The organism is Mesorhizobium sp. M1A.F.Ca.ET.072.01.1.1, assembly GCF_004023325.1.
In the GTDB taxonomy this organism is placed as follows: Bacteria; Pseudomonadota; Alphaproteobacteria; order Rhizobiales; family Rhizobiaceae; genus Mesorhizobium.
In genome coordinates this window covers 1-11,956 of the sequence record NZ_RZSF01000209.1, presented here as the reverse complement: position 1 = coordinate 11,956, position 11,956 = coordinate 1, and the positions used below count along the sequence as shown (strand labels likewise).

Genomic DNA, 11,956 nt, shown 5'->3' with positions numbered 1-11,956 from the left:
GTCTTTTGCAAAAGCACCAGCTCGGTCCGCGTCGCCATGTCGAAGAGGTCGGTGACCTCGAACAGCAGCGTCAGAAGCTTGGCCATCGAGATCGTGTCGGCCGACTGGCCGTGGATCGGCTCGCCGATGGCGCGGATCGCCTGCGCGAAGGCCGAGACATTGTGCTGACGCGGCACATAGCCGGCCTCGAAATGCACCTCGGCGACGCGCCGGTAGTCGCGCACGATGAAGCCGTAGAGGATCTCGGCCAGAAAACGCCGCTCCTTCTTGCCGAGTCTGCCGGCGATGCCGAGATCGACGGCAACGATGGTGCCGTCCGGTTCGACGAACAGGTTGCCCGGGTGCATGTCGGCATGGAAGAAGCCGTCGCGCAGCGTGTGCCTGAGGAAGGACTGGACGAGATTGGCTGCGATCGCCTTGAGGTCGTGACCGGCGGCGGCAAGGCCGGTCAGATCGTTCATCTTGACGCCGTCGATCCACTCCATGGTGATCACGTCGCGGCCGGTCCGCTCCCAATCGACCGCCGGCACGCGGAAGCCCGGATCGTCCTTGGTGTTCTCAGCGAGCTCGGAAAACGCGGCCGCTTCGAGCCGCATGTCCATCTCGACCTTGGTGGTCTGCGCCAGCGTCTGGGTCACCTCGATCGGCCGCAGGCGGCGCGAGGAGGGGATGTACTTCTCCTGCAGGCGGGCGGCGAGGAAGTAGCTCTCGAGATCCTGGAAGAAGCGATGGCGCACGCCTGGGCGGATGACCTTCACCGCGACCCGTGAGGCCTTTCCGTCGCGAACGACTTCGGCGCCGTGCACCTGGGCGATCGATGCCGCCGCGACCGGCTCGCCGAAGGTTGCGTAGAGATCCTCGATCCTGCGCCCGAGCGAGGCTTCGATCGCCGCGACCGCTTCCGCCTTCGGAAAGGTGTGCATCTTGTCCTGCAGCAGTGCAAGGTCGACCGCCATGTCGTTGCCGACGACGTCGGGCCGCGTGGCGAGGAACTGGCCGAGCTTCACATAGGACGGCCCCAGCCGCACCACCGCCTGCGCCAGCCGGTCACCGCGCAGATGGCTTCGGGCGCGGCGGCGGGTGAGCACGCGCGCCAGCCGCCAGCCGAGCTTCGGCATACCGGAAAGCTCTTCGCCGGGCAGCGCCGCGACGACGCCCTCGCGGACCAGCACCCAGCCGGCCCTGGCGAGCCGGAAGCCGGCGCCAACGCTGGTCATCGGACGCCCTGCCTCAAAGCTTCCAGCCCGAATGGAGCGCCGCGATGCCGCCCGAATAGTTGCGGAAAGTGACCCGATCGAAGCCGGCCCGACCAATCATCGCCGCGAAGTTCTGCTGGTTGGGGAACTTGCGGATCGATTCGACCAGGTAGGAATAGGGCTCGCCGTCGCCGGTCACCGCCCTGCCGATCTTGGGGATGGCGTTGAACGACCAAGCCTCGTAGGCCTTGTCGAGCAGCGGCATGTCGACCTCGGAAAACTCCAGGCATAGGAAGCGCCCGCCGCGCTTCAGCACACGAAAAGCCTCGCTCAGCGCCACATCGATGCGCGGCACATTGCGGATGCCGAACGCGATCGTGTACGCATCGAACGCGCCGTCATCGAAGGGCAGCGCTTCGGCATTGGCCTCGACGAAATCGGTGTTTTCCGAGAGGCCTTTCTTCTCGGCCCTGTCGCGGCCGACGTCGAGCATCGAGCCGTTGATGTCGAGCACCGTGGCATGCGCCTGGCGCTGGCTTGCCTCGATGATACGGAAGGCGATGTCGCCGGTGCCGCCGGCGACGTCGAGCACCTTCCAGCCCGGCCGCTTCGGGGGGCTGAGCCAGGCGACCATCGCGTCCTTCCACACGCGATGCAACCCACCCGACATCAGATCGTTCATCAGGTCGTATCGATTGGCCACCTTGTGAAAGACGTCATTGACGAGCGACTGCTTGTCGCCCGCGCCAACCTTCCTGAAACCATAGGAGGTTTCCATGCCGCCCGCGGCCGTGGTTCTCTCAACTGACATTATTTCGATCCGCCATAAAACCGGCGGGACCATAGCCGATCGATGGGGCGGGCGCTATTGTCCAAGGCGCGGTTTTCGGCCGCGCTTTCAGAACGGGTCGGGGAAGAGTTTGCGACGATTTTCCACCCGGAATCGGCGCCACGACAGAAGAATACCGCACGGGATGGCCGCATGATCTTGAAAGCCGAATTGCACTGCCACATCGAAGGGGCAGCGGCGCCCGACCTCGTCGTCAGCCAGGCCCGCAAATACGGCAAGGACCCTTCGCCCTACATCCAGAACGGCTCTTTCGTCTGGCACGATTTCACGTCTTTCCTCGCCGCCTATGATTTTGCTTCCGACCTGTTCCGCACCGAGGAGGATTACGCCCGTCTAACCGATCATTATCTCACCAGCCTCGCCCGCGACGGCGCCATCTATTCCGAGGTCTTCACCTCGCCGGATCACGCGAAAAAGGCCGGGCTTTCGCCCAAGGCCTATACGGACGCGCTGGGCGAAGGCATGGCCCGCGCCAAGGCGAGGACCGGCATCGAGGGGCGCATGATCGTCACCGGCGTACGCCACGTCGGCGTCGAGGCGATCGAGCAGGCGGCGCGCTTTGCGGCGCGCTGCGGCCATCCGCTGGTCACCGGCTTCGGCGTCGCCGGCGACGAGCGCATCGGCGATTTCGAGGACTATGTGCGGGCTTTCGAGATCGCGCGCGAGGCCGGCCTCGGCATCACCATCCACGCCGGAGAATTGATGGGCTGGGAAAGCGTGGCGGCAGCGCTCGACCATATTCGCCCGTCGCGGATCGGCCATGGCGTGCGCGCCATCGAGAACCCGGACCTCGTTCGCCGCATAGCCGCCGAGGGCGTGGTGCTGGAATGCTGCCCCGGCTCCAACATCGCGCTCAAGGTATTCGATAGTTTCGCCACGCATCCTTTTCCGGCGTTGCGCGCGGCCGGCTGCAAGGTGACGCTCAATTCCGACGACCCGCCCTATTTCTGGACCTCGCTGAAGCGCGAATACGACATCGCCGCCGAGCATTTCGCGATGGACGACAAGGCGCTTACCGCCGTCACCAGGACGGCCATCGAGGCCGCCTTCGTCGACCGAAAGACCAAGGCGATGCTGATGAGCCGGCTCGACCCCAAGGGCCGGTGAATGGTGAATGGTGAATGGTGAACGTTTGCCGGCGGCTTCAGCGTGTCAACCAATCATCGGCCCATCAGGACTCGCAAACCGGCTCACTATTCACTATTCACTACTCACCATTCACTGGAGAAGACCATGCAGGGCGTCACCGTCGTCGACCACCCCCTTGTCCAGCACAAGCTGACCATCATGCGCAAGAAGGAGACCTCGACGGCAGGCTTCCGGCGGCTGCTGCGCGAGATCTCCCTGCTTCTCGGCTACGAGGTGACCCGCAACCTCGAACTGACGACCACCACGATCGAGACCCCGATCGAGGAGATGGAAGCGCCGACGCTGGAGGGCAAGAAGCTGGTTTTCGCCTCCGTGCTGCGGGCCGGCAATGGCCTGCTTGAGGGCCTGCTCGATCTGGTGCCGGCGGCGCGCGTCGCCCATATAGGCCTTTACCGCGATCATGAGACGCTCGAGGCGATCGAATATTTCTTCAAGGCGCCGAGCGACCTTGCCGACCGTCTGGTGATCGTGGTCGATCCGATGCTTGCGACCGCCAATTCCGCGATCGCGGCGATCGACAAGCTGAAGGGGCGCGGCGCCACCAACATCCGCTTCCTTTGCCTGCTGGCCGCGCCCGAAGGCATCGAGCGCTTCACCAAGGCGCATCCGGATGTCCCGATCTTCACCGCCTCGATCGACCGCCAGTTGAACGACAAGGGTTACATCATGCCTGGCCTCGGCGACGCCGGGGACCGCATGTACGGAACCAAGTAAGATCTTTTCTTAACCGCTCGTTTACGAAACGCCGTGGTTCCAGCGTGCGTTAAAGCCGAAAACACCATGTCGGCTTAAGGATCGAACCTCCACGAAGGTCGATCCATGCTGCGCAAGCTTCTTCTCCTTGGCGTCTTTGTCGGAAGCTCGGCATCGATTCCGATCGTCTATCAGTCGAACCCGCAGATGGTGGAAACCCTGCTGAGATCGGCGGTTGCTTCGAAGCCGGCGCCGCCTGAGGCTCAGCCGGACGTCAATCTCGCTTCGGTTCCAGCCAGGCCGGCGGCGCCGATGCCGCTCGGCCGCCAGGTGCTGGTCAATGCCGACCAGCGCGGCCATTTCACTTCTGCCTTCAAGTTCAACGGCCGTCAGATAGACGGCATGATCGACACCGGCGCGACGCTCGTCGCGATCAACATATCGACGGCGCGCCGGATCGGCATCTCGCTCAACCAGTCGGATTTCAATCAACAGGTGAACACGGCGAACGGCGCCATCAAGGCCGCCGTGGTCACCGTCGACCGTCTGCAGATCGGCAAGATTTCCCTCGACAACGTCCAGGCGGTGGTGCTCGACGATCGAGCGCTGCAAACCAATCTGATCGGCATGAGCTTCCTGCAGCGGCTGCAGAAATACGAAGTCCAGGACGGCGCGCTGTTGCTCGTTCAATAGGCGCGATTTTACAGAGGCAGTATCCGCCTGAGCACCGTCTTTTCTGCGGTCGGCTTCGAGTGACCGACCGTATAGGCGGCGCGCACCGCGACGGCGGCAGCCTCGGCGTCGGCCTCGGTCCGCGCATGGACCAGCGCCAGCGCCTCGCCCGCATGCACCTCCGCGCCGACCGGCATCAGCCGGGTGAGGCCAACGGAATGATCGATCTTGTCGTCCGGACGGATGCGCCCGCCGCCCAGCGCAACGACGGCGAGCCCGATTTCGCGCGTCGCGATCCCGGTGACGAAGCCGTCCTCGGCCGCTTTGACCGCCGATTCCACTGCCGCCTTCGGCAGATATTTCTCCGGATTCTCGACGAAGTCGGCGGGGCCGCCGAGCGCCGTCACCATGCGTGCGAACACCGCCGCCGCGCGGCCGCCGGCAAGCGTCTCGGCCGCGCGCCTGATCCCGTCCTGGTTGGACGAGACAATTCCTGCCGATTGCAGCATCTCGGCGGCAAGCGCCAGCGTGACGTCCTCCAGCCGGCGGTCGCGGAAGCGGCCGGTGAGAAAGTCGACCGCGTTCTTCACCTCGACCGCATTGCCCGCTGCCGAGGCCAGCGGCTCGTTCATGCCGGTCACCAGTGCCGAAGCGTTCAGGCCGGCGCCATTGGCGACCTCGACCAGGCTGTTCGCAAGTGCGGCCGCATCGCGCGACTTCTCCATGAAGGCGCCGTTGCCGACCTTGACGTCGAGCACAAGCGAGCCGAGCCCGGCGGCAAGCTTCTTCGACAGGATCGAAGCCGTTATCAGCGGCACCGATTCCACTGTGCCCGTCACGTCGCGGATCGCGTAGAGCCGGCGATCGGCCGGCGCCAGGTCGGCGGTCTGGCCGATGATGGCGCAGCCCGTCTCGAGCACCGTCTTGCGGAACCGCGCCAAATCCGGCTGGCTGACGTAACCGGGAATGGCATCCATCTTGTCCAGCGTGCCGCCGGTATGGCCAAGCCCGCGGCCGGAGATCATCGGCACATAAGCGCCGCAGGCCGCGACGATCGGCGCCAGCATCAGCGAGACATTGTCGCCGACGCCCCCGGTGGAATGTTTGTCGGTGACCGGGCCCGGCAAATCGGACCAGTCGAGCACGTCACCGGAATCGCGCATGGCGAGCGTCAACGCCACTGCTTCCTCGCGACTCATGCCTTTGAGGAACACCGCCATGGCGAAGGCGCCGATTTGGCCTTCCGAGAGCGTGCCGGCCGTGATCCCCTCGATGAAGGCCGCGATCTCGGGCGCCGAGAGCTTGTGGCCGTCACGCTTGCGGCGAATGATTTCCTGCGGGAGCATCAGCTTTCCGGCAAACCTTCCTCGAAGACGCGCCGCAGGATCGTCGCCAGCCGCGCGCCGCCGACCGGCGCCATGTCCTTGGTTTCCTGGTGCGAGAGTTCCGCCCCGGTCATGCCTGCCGCAAGGTTGGTGATCACCGAGCAGGCGGCGACCTTGAGGCCGAGGAAGCGGGCCAGGATCACTTCGGGCACGGTCGACATGCCGACCGCGTTGGCGCCCATGACGCGCGCCATGCGGATTTCGGCCGGCGTCTCGAAACATGGTCCGGAAAACCACATGTAGACGCCCTGGTGGAGCGCGGTGCCGGTCTCCTTGGCCGCCGTCTCGATCGCCTTGCGCAACCCCGCATCATAGGCCTCGGTAAGGCCGACGAAGCGGCGGTCGCTCGGCTCGCCGATCAGCGGATTGGAGCCGGAAAAGTTGATGTGATCGGTGATCATCATCACCGAGCCCGGTCCCATCTCGGAATCGACCGAGCCGGCGGCGTTGGTGAGGATGAGATGCGAGATGCCGATGCCGGCAAGCACCTCGAGCGCCGGGCGCATCGCGGCGGCATTGCCGTGCTCGTAATAGTGCGCGCGCCCGGAAAGCATCAGCACCGGCGTGCCGGCGAAACGCCCTGCCACCACCTCGCCGGCGTGGCCGGAGACGCCGCTGCGCGGGAAGCCCGGCAGTTCGGCATAGGGGATGCGCCTTGCGTCCTCCACCTGGTCGACCAGCCCACCGAGGCCGGAGCCCAGCACAAGCGCCGCGGTCGGGGCCAGCCCGTCCAGTTTCTCGACCAGATGATCCAGCGCTTCCTTCATTTCAGGATATCGCCCCTAAATCCGTATGGCAGCATGTCGCCCATGGTGACCGTCTCGACCACGCCGGTATTGTCGCAGAGATAGAGCTTCGTCTCCGGCCGGCAGAATTCCGCCAGCCGCTGCCGGCAGCCGCCGCAGGGCGAGCATTTGGCCATGCGCTCGGCGATCACAGCGATCTCGGTGATCTTGCCGCCGCCGCCCATGATGTAGTGGCCGAGCGCGGTGGTCTCCGCACACCAGCCCTCCGGATAGGACGCCACCTCGATGTTGGCGCCGGTGAAGACGCGTCCGTCCTCGGTGCGCAGCGCGGCGCCTACGGGAAACTTGGAATAGGGCGCATAGGCCTTGGCCATCGCTGTCCTGGCCGCTTCGAACAGATCATGCGACATTTCCTTTTTCTCTCCCACGATCTTGTTCAAATTGCCGGTTGCCAAGACTGCCCGAGCCTCAGCGTTCCTTGACATAGGGCACGCCGCCGGCGCGCGGCGGGATCGCCTTGCCGATGAAGCCGGCGAGCAGGATGACGGTGAGTACATAGGGCAGCGCCTGCATGAACTGCACTGGCACTTTCCCGAGGATCGGCAGCGGCGAGCCCTGCAAGCGGATCGATGCCGCGTCGAGGAAGCCGAACAGCAGGCAGGCGAACATCGCGTTGACCGGCTTCCATTTGGCGAAGATCAGCGCGGCAAGCGCGATATAGCCCTTGCCCGCGGTCATGTCCTTCACGAAGCCGCCATTCTGGACCATGGAGAGATACGCGCCGGCGACGCCGGTAAGGATACCGGTGCAGATCAGCGCCCGGTAGCGCAGCCAGGCGACCGAAATGCCGGCGGTGTCGACGGCGGCCGGGTTTTCGCCCACGGCGCGCATCCTGAGACCGAAGCGGGTGCGGAACAGCACCCACCAGGTGAACGGCACCATCGCGAAGGCGAAGTAGACCAGGATCGAATGGCCGGAGATCAGCTCGGCATAAACGGGCCCGAGGATCGGCACGTTGCGAACGGCTTCGGCGCCGGGCCACACGATCGCCTCGAAGCGCTCGCCCGGCTGCAGCGCCGGCGTGCGGCCGCCCTGCTCGAACCAGGCCTGGCCGAGGATGATGGTCGAGCCGGCGGCGACGAAGTTGATGGCGACGCCGGAGACGATCTGGTTGCCGCGATGCGTGATCGAGGCGAAACCATGCACCATGGCGAAGGCGACCGAGATCAGGACGGCGGTGCCGAGACCGATAAAGGCCGAATGGAAGACCGATGCCGCTGCAGCGCCGGCGAAGGCGCCGACCAGCATCTTGCCTTCGAGACCGATATCGAAGATGCCGGCCCGCTCTGAATAGAGGCCGGCAAGACAGGCAAGCAGCAGCGGCACCGACAGGCGGATGGTGGAATCCAGGACCTGGACGATCGCGTTGAAACTGTCCATCTCAGGCCCCTTTCCCCTTGACCGCCTGCATGCCGACCGATTTCGGGCTGACCGATGCGAACAGCGCCTGGATATAGGGCCTGAACATATGCTCCAGCGCGCCGGCGAAGAGGATGACCAACCCTTGAATGATGACGATCATGTCGCGGCTGATCGCCGGCATCTCGAAGGCTAGCTCGGCGCCGCCCTGGTAGAGCATGCCGAACAAGATCGCCGCCAGCACGATGCCGACCGGATGCAGCCTGCCCATCAGCGCGACCGCGATGCCGACATAGCCTGCGCCCGAGACGAAATCGATCGCCACATTGTGCTGGTCGCCCATCACGGGGTTGAGCGCCATCATGCCGGCCAACGCACCCGAGATCATCATCGCGGTGAGGATGATGCGGGTTTCCGAAATGCCGGCATAGCGCGCCGCTTTCGGACTATGGCCGTAGGTGCGCATCTCGTAGCCGAGCTTGGTGCGCCAGATCAGCAGCCAGACCAGGAACGCCATCGCCAGCGCCAGCAGGAAGCAGATGTTGAGCGGCGCCGAGCGGATCTTGGCGCCGAACAATTCGATCATCCAGTTGAGCTTCGGCAATTCCGCGCCGGCCAGGAAATTGCGTGTCTGCGGGGCCTGCGATCCGACCGGCTTCAGCGGACCGACCAGTAGATACACCATCACCGAGGCGGCAATGAAGTTGAACATGATGGTGGTGATGACGATGTGCGAGCCACGCTTGGCCTGCAGGTAGGCCGGGATGAAACCCCAGAGCGCGCCGAACGCCGCCGCGGCGACGATCGCCATCGGAAATATCAGCCACCAGGGCAGGACGCTGTCGAAGCTCAGGCAGACGAGCGCGATGCCGAGGCCGCCGATATAGGCCTGGCCTTCGGTGCCGATGTTGAACAGGCTGCAATGCGCCGCCACCGCCACCGACAGCCCGGTGAAGATGAAGGTCGTGGCATAGAACAAGGTGAAGGCGATGCCTGTGCCCTTGCCGAAAGCGCCTTCGACCAGGATGACGGCGGCGCGGAACGGATTTTCGCCGACCAGCATGACGACGAAGCCCGCGACGATGAAAGCAACCGACAGGTTGATCAACGGAATCAACCCATAGTCGGCCCAGGCCGGCAGCTTGGCGTAAGGCGTGCTCATTCGGCGGCCTCCTGGTGCTCGACACCGGCCATCAAGAGGCCAAGCTCGCCTTCCGTCGCTTCCGGTCCGCGTTCGCCGACGATGCGGCCGGCGAACATTACCAGGATGCGGTCGGACAGCGAGCGGATCTCGTCGAGCTCGACCGACACGACCAGCACCGCCTTGCCCTGATCGCGCATGGCGATCAGCCGCTTGTGGATGAATTCGATGGCGCCGACGTCGACGCCGCGCGTCGGCTGGCCGACGATCAGCACGCCGGGATCCTGCTCCATCTCCCTGGCCAGCACGATCTTCTGCTGGTTGCCGCCGGAGAAATTTGCGGTCTTCAGCCGCGGATTGGCGGGACGGATGTCGTATTTCTCGATCTTGTCCTTCGCGTCGGCCATGATGGCATCGACGTTCAGGAACGGTCCCTTGAGATAGCGCTCGTCGTCGTGATAGCCGAGGATCGAGTTCTCGTTCTCCTCAAAGGCGAGCACCAGCCCGACATGGTGGCGGTCTTCCGGCACATGGGCGAGACCGCGGTCGCGCAATTCGCCGGGATCGGCCTTGCCGGTCAGCTCGATTGGCTTGCCTTCGAGCATGACCTCGCCCGAGACGGCGTGCCGGATGCCGGAGATCGCCTCGAGCAGCTCCGACTGGCCGTTGCCGGCCACGCCGGCGATGCCGACGATCTCGCCGCCGCGGACGTCGAAGGAGACGTCGTCGACCATGGTGACGCCGCGTGAATCCTTGACCGTCAGGTTCTTGACCGAGAGTTTTATCGCACCGGTCTCCGACTGGCCCTTCTCCACCCGCAAGAGCACGCGCCGGCCGACCATCAGTTCGGCCAATTCGCCGACCGTCGTTTCCCTGGTCACCCTGGTCGCCACCATGGTCCCCTGGCGCATGACCGAGACCGTGTCGGTAACGGCCATAATCTCGCGCAGCTTGTGGGTGATCAGCACCACCGTTTTTCCCTGTTCCTTCAGCTGCTTGAGGATGCGGAACAGATGGTCGGCCTCGGCTGGCGTCAGAACCCCTGTCGGCTCGTCGAGGATCAGGATCTCGGCGCCGCGATAGAGGGCCTTGAGGATCTCGACGCGCTGCTGCAGGCCGACCGGCAGTTCCTCGATGATGGCGTCGGGATCGACCTCGAGGCCGTATTCGCGCTCCAGTCGTTCGAGTTCGGAGCGCGCCTTGGCGATGCTGCTCTTCAACAGCGCGTCGGTCTCGGCGCCGAGGATGACGTTCTCCAGCACCGTGAAATTGTCGACCAGCATGAAATGTTGGTGCACCATGCCGATGCCGAGCGCTATCGCGTCGTTTGGGGTGTTGATCGACACCGGCTTGCCCGCCACGCGGATTTCGCCGCTGTCGGCCTGGTAGAAGCCATAGAGGATCGACATCAGCGTCGATTTGCCTGCGCCGTTCTCCCCGACAATGCCATGGATGGTGCCGCGCGTGACTTCCAGGTTGATGTCGCGGTTGGCGCGCACGGCGCCAAAACTCTTGTTGATGCCTATGAGCTCGATTGCGGCTTGCGCCATGCAGCCTGTCCCACTCGTTATTTTTTTATCGCTTGGTCAAAATGCCTAGCATGATGCCCCGCCCGTGCCAATTGGCCGGAACGCCATTCACTCTCGACAAATCCCCCCGCGCTTGTCAATTTCGAAGGTGGCCGGGAGCTTCACATTCACAGAGACCGGGATGATGACGATGCCTGACGATCGGCTGACGACGCTGGAAATCCGCGCCGCCGAGCAGGAAAAGACGATCGAGGAACTGTCCGGCCAGATCGCCGAGCAGTGGACGGTGATCGAGCGCATGGAACGCAAGCTGGCCGCCCTTGCCGACCGATTCCTGGCACTGGAGGAGCAGGCCGCTCCCGACGTGCCGGTGACCAAGCCGCCGCACTACTGAGCCTGCAGGGGGAGCGAGCGAGTTCGAGGAGAACGGTCATGGCCGGTGAAGGAGACCGCATCGCAAGGGCCGGCGACTATGTCTTCGGCCTAATGGACGAACGGGAACGCGCTCGCGCCGAGCGCGACCTACAGATCGATCCCGCCTTTCGCGACGCGGTGCTGCGGCTTGCCGAGCGCATGCGTGCTTTGGAGCCGCAGGGAGCGTCGGCCACGGCTTCGGATGAGCGCTGGCAGCTTATCCAGCGCCGGCTTGGCGAATTGCCGCAAATGCGGTTTGCCGGGCTGGACAAGCGCGACGCGAAGCCGCAGCCGATTGTGATCAACAAGATCGAGCGCAAGCCTTATGGCGTCGGCCTGCATTCCCTTGGCGGCCGGCTCGGCCTGGCTATCGCGCTTGCCCTGGCGGCCGCCTTCGCGCTGGGCTATCTCGCCGGCACGCTATAGGGCGCGCGACATCAAAAGCATCGGCTCGCCCTCCTGCTCGAAAGCTTCCGCCGCAGTCCAGCCAAGCGCTTCGTAGAACGATCGTGCCTGCCAGGTGTAGAGATAGAGCCGGTTAACGCCGGCCGACGCGGCGTGGGCTTCTATGGCCCTGACCAGCGCCGTGCCAACGCCCTGCCCTCGATAGGCCTCGCCAACAACAAGCCCGGCGAGCCACGGCGTCAGATCATGCGCCGGGTCGATCTCGTTGCGGACGAAGAGGCAACTTCCGATCGGCGAGCCGCCGAGGCGGGCGACGACAGCCGCCTCGAACCCGTCGCCTGCGATCAGCCCACGAAG

14 protein-coding genes are annotated in these 11,956 nt (G+C 64.7%); 5 read left to right on the top strand and 9 right to left on the bottom strand.

Going from position 1 to position 11,956, the window contains the following annotated elements; all coding sequences use genetic code 11:
* Both ubiB and ubiE read right to left on the bottom strand, forming a co-directional pair.
* The coding region (gene ubiB, locus EOA32_RS24560) for a 2-polyprenylphenol 6-hydroxylase (RefSeq protein ID WP_128373110.1) at positions 1-1,217 on the bottom strand (1,217 nt) is incomplete at its 3' end.
* 13 nt (positions 1,218-1,230) lie between these two features.
* Complete coding sequence (gene ubiE, locus EOA32_RS24555) at positions 1,231-2,007, bottom strand: bifunctional demethylmenaquinone methyltransferase/2-methoxy-6-polyprenyl-1,4-benzoquinol methylase UbiE (protein WP_128373109.1); 777 nt, start codon at positions 2,005-2,007, stop codon at positions 1,231-1,233.
* Positions 2,008-2,178: 171 nt separating this feature from the next.
* On the opposite strand from ubiE, the gene EOA32_RS24550 reads away from it, so the two are divergent.
* The 3 genes from EOA32_RS24550 to EOA32_RS24540 all read left to right on the top strand — a co-directional run bounded on the left by EOA32_RS24550 (position 2,179) and on the right by EOA32_RS24540 (position 4,581).
* A complete protein-coding gene (locus tag EOA32_RS24550; protein ID WP_095826745.1) occupies positions 2,179-3,153 on the top strand; it encodes an adenosine deaminase in 975 nt (324 codons plus the stop codon).
* A gap of 126 nt (positions 3,154-3,279) precedes the next feature.
* Positions 3,280-3,909: a uracil phosphoribosyltransferase gene (upp, locus tag EOA32_RS24545; protein WP_067002624.1), complete on the top strand. Its 630-nt coding sequence runs from the start codon at positions 3,280-3,282 to the stop codon at positions 3,907-3,909.
* A 105-nt stretch (positions 3,910-4,014) separates the two neighbouring features.
* Positions 4,015-4,581: a TIGR02281 family clan AA aspartic protease gene (locus EOA32_RS24540; protein WP_067002626.1), complete on the top strand. Its 567-nt coding sequence runs from the start codon at positions 4,015-4,017 to the stop codon at positions 4,579-4,581.
* A gap of 8 nt (positions 4,582-4,589) precedes the next feature.
* On the opposite strand, the gene deoA is transcribed toward EOA32_RS24540, so the two are convergent.
* Genes deoA through EOA32_RS24510 form a run of 6 tightly spaced genes read right to left on the bottom strand, consistent with a single transcriptional unit; the run spans position 4,590 to position 10,801 of the window.
* Positions 4,590-5,906: a thymidine phosphorylase gene (gene deoA / locus EOA32_RS24535; RefSeq protein ID WP_128373108.1), complete on the bottom strand. Its 1,317-nt coding sequence runs from the start codon at positions 5,904-5,906 to the stop codon at positions 4,590-4,592.
* On the bottom strand, positions 5,906-6,712 hold the full coding sequence (locus tag EOA32_RS24530; RefSeq protein ID WP_095778797.1) for a purine-nucleoside phosphorylase: 807 nt from the start codon (positions 6,710-6,712) through the stop codon (positions 5,906-5,908). The genes deoA and EOA32_RS24530 overlap by 1 nt, the downstream gene beginning before the upstream one ends.
* Positions 6,709-7,101, bottom strand: a complete 393-nt coding sequence (gene cdd, locus EOA32_RS24525) for a cytidine deaminase (protein ID WP_067325754.1) — start codon at positions 7,099-7,101, stop codon at positions 6,709-6,711. Before cdd ends, EOA32_RS24530 begins: the two co-directional genes overlap by 4 nt.
* A 58-nt stretch (positions 7,102-7,159) precedes the next feature.
* On the bottom strand, positions 7,160-8,131 hold the full coding sequence (locus tag EOA32_RS24520) for an ABC transporter permease (RefSeq protein ID WP_095778796.1): 972 nt from the start codon (positions 8,129-8,131) through the stop codon (positions 7,160-7,162).
* Between the two features lies 1 nt (position 8,132).
* Positions 8,133-9,272 carry an ABC transporter permease gene (locus EOA32_RS24515; RefSeq protein WP_095781077.1) on the bottom strand — a complete coding sequence of 380 codons (1,140 nt, stop codon included), beginning with the start codon at positions 9,270-9,272 and terminating at the stop codon, positions 8,133-8,135.
* Positions 9,269-10,801, bottom strand: coding sequence for an ABC transporter ATP-binding protein (locus EOA32_RS24510; protein ID WP_095781076.1), 1,533 nt, complete (start codon positions 10,799-10,801; stop codon positions 9,269-9,271). The genes EOA32_RS24515 and EOA32_RS24510 overlap by 4 nt, the downstream gene beginning before the upstream one ends.
* A gap of 163 nt (positions 10,802-10,964) precedes the next feature.
* Here EOA32_RS24510 and EOA32_RS24505 point away from each other — a divergent pair, with 163 nt between their 5' ends.
* Positions 10,965-11,174, top strand: a complete 210-nt coding sequence (locus EOA32_RS24505; protein WP_067002641.1) for a SlyX family protein — start codon at positions 10,965-10,967, stop codon at positions 11,172-11,174.
* A gap of 38 nt (positions 11,175-11,212) precedes the next feature.
* Positions 11,213-11,620 (top strand): hypothetical protein, encoded by a 408-nt coding sequence (locus EOA32_RS24500; RefSeq protein ID WP_128373107.1) that lies wholly within the window; start codon positions 11,213-11,215, stop codon positions 11,618-11,620.
* On the opposite strand, the gene EOA32_RS24495 is transcribed toward EOA32_RS24500, so the two are convergent.
* A partial coding sequence (locus tag EOA32_RS24495) for a GNAT family N-acetyltransferase (protein ID WP_145971342.1) occupies positions 11,615-11,956 on the bottom strand: 342 nt, incomplete at its 5' end. The two genes, EOA32_RS24500 and EOA32_RS24495, sit on opposite strands and share 6 nt — an antisense overlap.

What these genes read in the sequence shown, in the direction of transcription:
- ubiE (WP_128373109.1), bottom strand. Translation starts at nt 2,007, where the DNA reads ATGTCAGTTGAGAGAACCACGGCCGCGGGCGGCATGGAAACCTCCTAT.
- EOA32_RS24550 (WP_095826745.1), top strand. Translation starts at nt 2,179, where the DNA reads ATGATCTTGAAAGCCGAATTGCACTGCCACATCGAAGGGGCAGCGGCG.
- upp (WP_067002624.1), top strand. Translation starts at nt 3,280, where the DNA reads ATGCAGGGCGTCACCGTCGTCGACCACCCCCTTGTCCAGCACAAGCTG.
- EOA32_RS24540 (WP_067002626.1), top strand. Translation starts at nt 4,015, where the DNA reads ATGCTGCGCAAGCTTCTTCTCCTTGGCGTCTTTGTCGGAAGCTCGGCA.
- deoA (WP_128373108.1), bottom strand. Translation starts at nt 5,906, where the DNA reads ATGCTCCCGCAGGAAATCATTCGCCGCAAGCGTGACGGCCACAAGCTC.
- EOA32_RS24530 (WP_095778797.1), bottom strand. Translation starts at nt 6,712, where the DNA reads ATGAAGGAAGCGCTGGATCATCTGGTCGAGAAACTGGACGGGCTGGCC.
- cdd (WP_067325754.1), bottom strand. Translation starts at nt 7,101, where the DNA reads ATGTCGCATGATCTGTTCGAAGCGGCCAGGACAGCGATGGCCAAGGCC.
- EOA32_RS24520 (WP_095778796.1), bottom strand. Translation starts at nt 8,131, where the DNA reads ATGGACAGTTTCAACGCGATCGTCCAGGTCCTGGATTCCACCATCCGC.
- EOA32_RS24515 (WP_095781077.1), bottom strand. Translation starts at nt 9,272, where the DNA reads ATGAGCACGCCTTACGCCAAGCTGCCGGCCTGGGCCGACTATGGGTTG.
- EOA32_RS24510 (WP_095781076.1), bottom strand. Translation starts at nt 10,801, where the DNA reads ATGGCGCAAGCCGCAATCGAGCTCATAGGCATCAACAAGAGTTTTGGC.
- EOA32_RS24505 (WP_067002641.1), top strand. Translation starts at nt 10,965, where the DNA reads ATGACGATGCCTGACGATCGGCTGACGACGCTGGAAATCCGCGCCGCC.
- EOA32_RS24500 (WP_128373107.1), top strand. Translation starts at nt 11,213, where the DNA reads ATGGCCGGTGAAGGAGACCGCATCGCAAGGGCCGGCGACTATGTCTTC.